Origin of the sequence: Rubrivivax gelatinosus (genome assembly GCF_016583785.1) — a bacterium.
Lineage (GTDB): Bacteria > Pseudomonadota > Gammaproteobacteria > Burkholderiales > Burkholderiaceae_C > Rubrivivax > Rubrivivax gelatinosus_B.
Map to the genome: position 1 here is coordinate 1 of NZ_NRRU01000164.1, position 6,873 is coordinate 6,873.

General features: G+C 74.3%; 10 protein-coding genes. 7 read left to right on the forward strand and 3 right to left on the reverse strand.

Annotated features, from left to right (window positions below; genetic code table 11):
- On the reverse strand, nucleotides 1-507 hold a 507-nt coding region (locus tag CKO43_RS24405; protein WP_200380287.1), incomplete at its 3' end, for a tetratricopeptide repeat protein.
- A 254-nt stretch (nucleotides 508-761) separates the two neighbouring features.
- Between CKO43_RS24405 and CKO43_RS24410 the strand changes: the two genes are divergently transcribed.
- From CKO43_RS24410 to CKO43_RS24440, 7 genes are all read left to right on the forward strand, one after another.
- Nucleotides 762-1,604 (forward strand): DUF1521 domain-containing protein, encoded by an 843-nt coding sequence (locus tag CKO43_RS24410; RefSeq protein ID WP_200380288.1) that lies wholly within the window; start codon nucleotides 762-764, stop codon nucleotides 1,602-1,604.
- 127 nt (nucleotides 1,605-1,731) lie between these two features.
- On the forward strand, nucleotides 1,732-2,475 hold the full coding sequence (locus CKO43_RS24415) for a hypothetical protein (protein ID WP_200380289.1): 744 nt from the start codon (nucleotides 1,732-1,734) through the stop codon (nucleotides 2,473-2,475).
- Nucleotides 2,466-3,116: a type III secretion system export apparatus subunit SctR gene (gene sctR / locus CKO43_RS24420; RefSeq protein WP_200227507.1), complete on the forward strand. Its 651-nt coding sequence runs from the start codon at nucleotides 2,466-2,468 to the stop codon at nucleotides 3,114-3,116. The genes CKO43_RS24415 and sctR overlap by 10 nt, the downstream gene beginning before the upstream one ends.
- A 238-nt stretch (nucleotides 3,117-3,354) precedes the next feature.
- On the forward strand, nucleotides 3,355-3,630 hold the full coding sequence (gene sctS, locus CKO43_RS24425) for a type III secretion system export apparatus subunit SctS (protein WP_200227505.1): 276 nt from the start codon (nucleotides 3,355-3,357) through the stop codon (nucleotides 3,628-3,630).
- A 12-nt stretch (nucleotides 3,631-3,642) separates the two neighbouring features.
- On the forward strand, nucleotides 3,643-4,437 hold the full coding sequence (sctT, locus tag CKO43_RS24430) for a type III secretion system export apparatus subunit SctT (RefSeq protein ID WP_200380290.1): 795 nt from the start codon (nucleotides 3,643-3,645) through the stop codon (nucleotides 4,435-4,437).
- A gap of 67 nt (nucleotides 4,438-4,504) precedes the next feature.
- On the forward strand, nucleotides 4,505-4,729 hold the full coding sequence (locus tag CKO43_RS24435; RefSeq protein WP_200227501.1) for a hypothetical protein: 225 nt from the start codon (nucleotides 4,505-4,507) through the stop codon (nucleotides 4,727-4,729).
- 2 nt (nucleotides 4,730-4,731) lie between these two features.
- Entirely contained in the window at nucleotides 4,732-5,370 is a 639-nt protein-coding gene (locus CKO43_RS24440) for a hypothetical protein (RefSeq protein WP_200380291.1), read from the forward strand.
- Here CKO43_RS24440 and CKO43_RS24445 read toward each other — a convergent pair.
- On the reverse strand, nucleotides 5,311-6,480 hold the full coding sequence (locus CKO43_RS24445; protein ID WP_200380292.1) for a sensor histidine kinase: 1,170 nt from the start codon (nucleotides 6,478-6,480) through the stop codon (nucleotides 5,311-5,313). The genes CKO43_RS24440 and CKO43_RS24445 overlap by 60 nt on opposite strands.
- Nucleotides 6,471-6,873 (reverse strand): hypothetical protein (locus tag CKO43_RS24450; RefSeq protein ID WP_200380293.1); only part of this gene is annotated, 403 nt, incomplete at its 5' end. The genes CKO43_RS24450 and CKO43_RS24445, both read right to left, overlap by 10 nt.

Here is a 6,873-nt window from a genome sequence, read left to right on the forward strand (position 1 = left end):
CCACAGCCGCATCAGCAGCCAGGCGAAGAGGCCGCCCGATCCCACCGCCAGCAGCAGGTCCAGCAGCACCCCGTCGTCGGCGCCGGGCGCCGGCGCGGCGGCGGCCTGAGGCGGCGGCGGGGGCCGCCGGCCGCCCAGGCGCTCGAGCTGGGCGCGCAGCGACTGCAGATCGTCGGCGCGTGCGAACGGAAGCCCCGGCGCCAGCCGCTGGGCGGCGGCGAGTTCGTCCTGCGCCGAGCCGAACAGACCCTGTTGCGCCAGGATCTCGGCGTCCAGGTAGTGCGCCTTCGCGCTCTCGGGATGCTCGTGCAGCACGCGCTCCATCATCTGCCGCGCCTCGTCGAGGCGGCCGGCCTGCACACTGCGGACCACCGGGTCCAGCGCCGGCTCGGGGGCCGACGCGGCGGGCGCGGCGCGGGCCGCGAGCGAACAGGTCGCGGCCAGCACGGCGGCCGCCAGCCGGCCGGTCTGCCGGCAGGCAGCTGAGGGGCGGGCAGGGCAGGCCATGGGGTCCTCCAGTTCGTTCCGCCGGGCCGCCGGGGCCCGGGCACGGCAGCCACTGTGTGCAAGGCCGTGCAAAGAACGATTGCGCAAGCCGCTGCGCTCGATGACAACTGCAACGCAGCGGGCCGGATCCGGCGGCTGGAGCGGCGCCGCGGGACGCTCTTGAGGATCGATCCGAGGCTGCAGCGGGCGCCCGCTCGCGCTGCAATCGCATCGTGCTGCCCGGAGGTCGGGCACGCAGAGCAGGAGTTTGCAAAATGTCGCTGACCACCGCGCCGGCTTCGCCCGGCATCGCCCCGGGCGGCTGCGTGCCGCCGGGCCTCGATCCGTCCAACCCGAGCAACGCCAGCACGCGCCTAGAAGGCGGTGTCGCCGTATTCGAGAACGACAACTACCGCATCACCGCCGGTGACGACAACCAGGTGCTGATCCGGAACAAACACACCGGCGAGACCTATCGCGCCTGGGGCGACCCGCACATGGAGATCGACGGCAAGCAGGCCTTCGACTTCTGGGGCACGACGAGTTTCGTGCTCGACGACGGCACCAAGGTGACGATCGAGACCACGCCCTGGGCCGCCAACCCGGCGATGACGCTGTCGTCCAAGGTCACGATCAGCAACGGCGACTACGGCGTGCAGATCACCGGCGTCGACACCAACACCAGCGGCGACCTGGCGATCGACGAAGGGCGCGGCTGGGGCCGGCTCGTCGACTGGGCGGTGGACGACGGCAACACGCTCTACGAGAACACGTTGGGCAAGGGCTTCCTCGGCATCGACGACCAGGGCCGCATCCGCCAGGTCGACCAGGCCTTCGTCAACGAGACCGACCTGCTGAAGGGCGGCCGCCTGGCCGAGTCTTACCGCGACGCCTTCGCCGTGCTCGGCGGGCTGCTGCGCATCAGCTTCATCGGCGCCTTCCTCGCGACGATTGCGGCGGCCCGCGACGACTCGCACCCGGCCCCGCGCCCGCAGGGCCCGCGTGCCGACGGCCCCGAGTCCTGGGCCGGCGGCACGCCGTCCTGGCGTTTCGACGAGACCGGCGCGGTGAGGCCGCGGCAGCAGCTCACGCTGACGCTGGCGCGGCTGGCGGACTGACACAGGCTGTTGCCGCTGGCCTGGTCTCGATCCCAGGCTGGCAGCGCGCGGGGCTTCTGCTGAAGTCCGGGCTTCGCTCCGGTCGGCTCGACCGGCCCCCGCGCGCCTGCATCAGCCCGTCGTTTCCTTGCCCTTCGATCTCGTCTGGCCCGAGGGCCATGCCCGTCTGGACCTGCCCGCGGCCGGCGCTTCGGCCGTCGACGCCGCGCTCGCGCTGGCGCCGGTGCTGCCGGCGCTGGCGCTGCTGCAGGACTGGATCGGTGCGCCGCTGCACGACCTGCGGCCCGCCGCCGACGCGCCCTGGCCCGCCGCCGCGCTGACGCTGGCCTGGGGTGAGGGCGGCCGGCTGGCGCTGCCCTGGCGCCTGCTGCCCTGGGGCCGCACGCCGCCAGCGGCGCTGCCGCTGCACCACTGGCCGTGCTGGCCTGCCCGGCTGCTGCTGCAGGCGCTGCCGGCAGCGCGGCTGCCGGCGCGCGAGCGTGTGCCCGGAGCGCTGCTGCTGCTGCCGGCCAGCTTTGCCGGCGCCGACTGCGCGCTCGAACTGCACGCCCCGGCCGGCGGCCTGCCGTTGCCGCGGTTGGGCGGCGTCGTCTGGCAGCCGCAGGCCGGCAGCCTGCAACTGGCCGCGGCCCGGCCGCTGGCGGACAGCGGCGACGTCGGCGCGCGCGTGTGGCTGGAGCAGACGCTTGAAGTCGATGCCCGCGCCTGGTTCGGCGGCTGGCCGCAGCCGCTGGAACTGGCCGCCGGCGCCGCCCGGCTCGAGATCGACGGCCGCCCCTGTGCCGAAGGCCCGTTGCTGCCGGCCGGGCGCGGCTGGGGGCTGCGGCTGCAGCGCCTGGCCGCCGTGAGCGAGCCGCTGGCATGGACCTGAGCCAGTTCACGCCCTCGTCGGCGCTGATCACCGTCATCGTGCTGGCGCTGGCGCCTTTCGTCGGCGTCATGGTGACCTCGTTCACCAAGATCGTCGTCGTGCTCAGCCTGCTGCGCAACGCGCTCGGGTTGCAGCAGGTGCCGCCCAACATCGTGCTCAACGGCATGGCGCTGGTGCTGACGGTCTACGTGATGTATCCGGTCGGGCTGCAGATGGCCGAGCGCGTCGGCCAGACGCAGGCCATCGGCCGCAACACCGAGTCGCTGCTGAACGCCGCCGACGCCGCCAAGGAGCCGCTGCGCGAGTTCCTGCTCGCCCACTCGCGGCCGCAGGAGCGCCGCTTCTTCCTCGAGACCCTGCGCCGCAACCTGAGCCCGGCGCAGCAGCAGGCGCTGGCCGAACGCGACCTCGTCGTCGTCGTGCCGGCCTTCGTCGTCAACGAGCTCGCCGCGGCCTTCCAGATCGGCTTCCTGATCTTCCTGCCCTTTCTCGTCATCGACCTGGTGGTCTCCAACATCCTGATGGCGCTGGGCATGATGATGCTGTCGCCGACCACGGTGTCGCTGCCGTTCAAGCTGCTGCTGTTCGTGCTGGTGGACGGCTGGGTCAAGCTCTCTCACGGCCTCGTGCTCTCTTATTGAAATGGGGCCCCCAAGCTCGCTTGCGCTCGCTACCCCCCAGGGGGGCCTCGCCAGGCATGGACCGTCCGGTGGACGGGCCATGCCTGGCGAGGGGCCGGGCCACTGGCCCGGCGCGGCCTGCAAGGCCGTCCGCCGGCGGACCGGCAGAGCCGGATCCGCGGCGGGAAGCTTGATCGGACAGCCGTGCTCTCTCGCTCGCGGGTGGCTGGCCCTGCGATGGGTGAATGAGGAGGACGCGATGGCGGGGAGCGAAGCGATGCAACTGACGCTGCAGGCACTGTGGCTGGTGCTGCTGCTGTCGGCGCCGCCGGTGCTGGTGGCGGCGCTGGTCGGGCTGCTGATCGCCATCGTCCAGGCGGCCACGCAGATCCAGGAGCAGACCTTCCAGTACGCGGCCAAGCTGTTCGCGATCGTGCTGACGATCTTCGTCACCGCCTCGCTGCTGGGCGGCACGCTGTACGCGTTCAGCGACCGGCTGTTCAGCGATTTCGCCGAGATCGTCTCGCGGCCCTGAGCGACCCCGCCGATGGAGTCGCTGCGCCTCATCGACTCGCTCGCCGACGGCGCGCTGCTGGTGGCGCTGGCGAGCGCACGCTTCGCCGTCGCCTTCCTGCTGCTGCCGGTGTTCGCGCCCGAGACCGTGCCGGCGCTGGTGCGCAACACGATCTTCATCGGCTTCGGGCTGATCACGCTGGCCGTGCAGCCGGCGCTGGCGGTGGCTGCCTGGTCGGCCGGGCACTGGCTGCTGCTGTTCGGCCGCGAGGCGCTGCTGGGGCTGGGTTTCGGGGTGCTGCTGGGCGCCGTGCTCTGGGCTTTCGAGGCCGCCGGCCAGATCGTCGACGCCAAGGTCGGCGCCACGCTGGCGCAGGTGCAGGACCCGCTGTCGGGGCACCAGAGCTCGCTGTCGGGCGCGCTGCTGTCGCGGCTGGCGATGTTCCTGTTCATGGCCGGCGGCGGCTTCCTGGCGCTGGTGGCGGTCATCGTGCAGAGCTTCGCGCTCTGGCCGCTGGCGCAGACGGGGCTGCAGTTCCAGGCCGCCGACGTGCAGGTGTTCGAAGGCGCCTTCGCCAGCCTGATGGTGCTGGCTTTCATGTTCGCGGCGCCGGCGCTGGTGCTGCTGTACGGGCTGGACCTGGCGCTGGGCCTGGTCAACCGTTTCGCGCCGCAGCTCAACCTGATCTCGGTGTCGATGTCGCTGAAGTCGGTGGCGGCGACGCTGATCTGGGTGCTGCTGTTCACGCCGCTGGTCGAGGCCATGCTCGCCCACATCGACGACGGGGTCGCCGGCCTGCTGCCGGCGCTGAAGGTCTGGGCGCCGTGAACGCGGCGCCGACCCTGGGGCCGATCCTCAGTGGGCGCGCGGCCGGCCCGGCGCTTAAGCTCGCACCATGTCACCGCTAGGCGTCTGGTCCCCGTCTTCCGCCCCGGCCGCAGCCGCGTCCGCCGCGGCCACGCGCGCGGCCGAGCTCGCCTGGGACGGGGCGCTCGCGTCGCCCGACGCCGAAGCCCCGTCGCGTGTGCTGCGCGCACCGGCCGACGGCGCCGGCGCTTCGCCGCAGGCGCTGACCGCCCGTTTCCTCGCCTGCCTGCTGGCGCCCGACGCCGGCGGCTGAAGATGGCGCTGCGCGCCGCCCCCGACTGGCACGAAGCCGCCCAGACCCTGGTCGACGGCTGCTGCCTGCTGCCCGACGACGAGGCCCGTGTCGCCTGGCTCGAGCAGCTGTGCCGCGCGCTCGGCGACCCGCTGTACCCGGCATTCCTGCGTGTGCTGTGCCTCGTCGGCGAACAGGGCGAGGCGGCGGCGCAGCGTGCGGTGGCGGCAACGCTGAACCAGGCGCTCGCCAGCGGCCGGCTGCCGGCCGGCCCGCAAGCGGCCTGGGGGGCTCCCGGCGGCGGCGCGTCGCGGCGCCAGGGGCCGATCGAGTTCCTCTGCGCGCGCTACCTGCAGCCGTCCGGCACGCTGTCGGCCAGCGCCTTCGACCGCGCCGCGCGGGCGCTGCTCGGGCTGATGGCGCAGGACGCCGGCGCCCACGCCCGCTACCGGGCGCGGCTCGAAGCCGCGGCGCAGGACCCGCTGGAGGGCGCCTGGTCACGCGCCGACCGCGCCGCGCTGCAGGCGCTGGCGGCGGCCTGGGGGCCGGGCGCCGCGCCCGGGGCCGCGGTCGACGCCTTCCTGCAGGCGGCACGCGCCGGCTCAGGCGGGCTCGCCGCGCTCCCGGGTTTCGCTGCCTTCGGCCCGCCCGGGCGGCGCTGAACACGCGCGTAGCGCGAGGTGGAAGCTGCAGCCGCCCTGCGGCGGCGGATTGCGCGTGAACCACAGCCGCCCCTGGTGCAGCTCGACGAAGCTGCGGCAGATCTTGAGCCCTATGCCCATGCCGTCGGGTTTGCTCGACTCGAAAGGCACGAAGAGCCGGCTCTCGGCGTCGGCGGCGATGCCGCAACCGTGGTCGACGATGGACAGCTGCACTTCGTCGGGCGCGCTGCTGCCGGCGACGCCGGGCACGGCGCGCAGCCGCAGCAGCACCCGCGCCGCCGGCCCCGGCGCCTCGCGCTGGGCTTCGAGCGCGTTGCGCAGCAGGTTGACGACGACCTGCTGCAGCATCAGCGCGTCGCCTTCGACCCAGGCCGGCTGCGCCATCTCGGTGTGCACCGGCACGCCGTGGCGCGCGAACTCCCAGTCCAGCAGCGCGACGCATTCGGCCGCCAGCGTGCGCAGGTCCAGGCGTTCGTGCCGCGGCAGGCGCGCCGGCGTGTAGTCGCGAATGCGGCCGACGATGCGGCCGGCGAACTGCGCCTGGTCCAGCGCCAGCTTCAGACCCTGGCGCAGCTCGTCGAGCAGCGGCTGCTCGTGCGCCGGCACCGACAGCCGCGCCACGCGTGCGCCGACACCACGCAGCACGTTGGCGATGGTGCCGATCGGCTGGTTGATCTCGTGCGCCAGCGTGCTCGCCATCTCGCCGACGCTGATGCTGCGCGAGGTGAACAGCAGCTTCTCGCGGTCCTGCAGATGGCGCTGCAGCGCGCGCGCGGATTCGGGCGCCGGGCCGGGCGCGTGCACCAGCAGCCCGGCCTCAAGCAGGACGAACTCCAGCCGGCTGCCGTCGGGCGCGGCGAAGCTGCCGCGGCCGGCCGCGCCCGGCGCCTGCCGGGCCGCGTGCAGCGCCGACTGCAGCGCGGCGTCGGGCCAGCCGGCGTGGCGTGCCGCCCAGGCGCCGGTGCGCCAGAGCACCGTGCCCCGGGCCGTGTCGAGCAGCAGTGCGGCCAGGCCGAGCGCGTCGAGCGCAGCCGCGGCGTCTGGCGCACGGGTGGCGGCCGGCGGCACGCCCGTCGAAGCGCAGGCCGAAGCTGGCGGGGTCATGGCCATGGGGACGGCGCGCACGCGACGAGCCAAGTCCACTGTGTGCCCAGGCAGCGCCGCGCCAGCACCGGCTCCAGCAGGTCGGCCCAGAGTTCGCCGGGGGCCAGCAGCGGCCGCGGGCCCGCGGCCAGCCTGAGCCGCAGCGGCGCCTGCCCGGGCTGGTCGGCGCGTGTGCCCAGCCGCGCCGGGGCGCGGTCGTCGTCGCGGTGCGCGTGCCAGTAGCGCCAGCCCGCGGTCGGCGTGCCGGCCTCGCCGGCCAGCGCGCAGCGGCGGGCGCGGGTGCGGCCCTGCGCGTCGACGCCCAGCCACCAGCCCGTCAACGTGCCGCCGTCGTCTGCCGCGGCGAGCAGCAGCACGCTGCGCCGGCGGGCGAGTTCGGCGCGCACACGCTCGGGCAGG

Coding starts and splice junctions, on each gene's coding strand:
- CKO43_RS24410 (WP_200380288.1), top strand. CDS start 762: ATGTCGCTGACCACCGCGCCGGCTTCGCCCGGCATCGCCCCGGGCGGC.
- sctR (WP_200227507.1), top strand. CDS start 2,466: ATGGACCTGAGCCAGTTCACGCCCTCGTCGGCGCTGATCACCGTCATC.
- sctS (WP_200227505.1), top strand. CDS start 3,355: ATGGCGGGGAGCGAAGCGATGCAACTGACGCTGCAGGCACTGTGGCTG.
- sctT (WP_200380290.1), top strand. CDS start 3,643: ATGGAGTCGCTGCGCCTCATCGACTCGCTCGCCGACGGCGCGCTGCTG.
- CKO43_RS24435 (WP_200227501.1), top strand. CDS start 4,505: ATGTCACCGCTAGGCGTCTGGTCCCCGTCTTCCGCCCCGGCCGCAGCC.
- CKO43_RS24440 (WP_200380291.1), top strand. CDS start 4,732: ATGGCGCTGCGCGCCGCCCCCGACTGGCACGAAGCCGCCCAGACCCTG.
- CKO43_RS24445 (WP_200380292.1), bottom strand. CDS start 6,480: ATGGCCATGACCCCGCCAGCTTCGGCCTGCGCTTCGACGGGCGTGCCG.